The organism is Intestinimonas sp. HCP28S3_D6, assembly GCF_052065695.1.
Taxonomy (GTDB): domain Bacteria; phylum Bacillota; class Clostridia; order Oscillospirales; family Oscillospiraceae; genus Intestinimonas.
The window spans coordinates 1-379 of record NZ_JBQHTM010000155.1 but is presented as its reverse complement, the minus strand read 5'-3'; the positions used below and the strand labels follow the sequence as shown (position 1 = coordinate 379).

Genomic DNA, 379 nt, shown 5'->3' with positions numbered 1-379 from the left:
AGCAGATAAATAATGGCTATTTTGCACTGAAATCACCTTAACCAAGCGCAAATGGCGGCTAATACATTGAGTAGAAACAGGATAAAGGCTTTTATTCAGAGGTTCCTTAGACCCGCCGAAGCAGGTCTTTTTTTATTTCAGCATAATCTCTCTATCCAGCATTTCAGAATCGTAAGGGTAATCCTTCTTCAACAAATCCATACTGAGCTGATCCGAGAAATAATCAAAGTATTCTTGATACCGGTCATTCTCGTCCATCATTCCACCATTTCCGGAAGGAAAGATAGAATCAGTATCACTAAATTCAGTATTTTTAATATCAGTATTATTACATTGTGATTTCGGAAGTTCTTGAGTTGTGATTTCCATTGTTCCAGAA

Annotated in this window: 1 pseudogene; it reads right to left on the bottom strand. The window is 36.9% G+C overall.

The window, feature by feature from the left end:
- Positions 1–132 precede the first annotated feature (132 nt).
- A pseudogene (locus ACTNBK_RS17205) lies at positions 133–379 on the bottom strand (replication initiator A domain-containing protein); the annotation flags it as partial.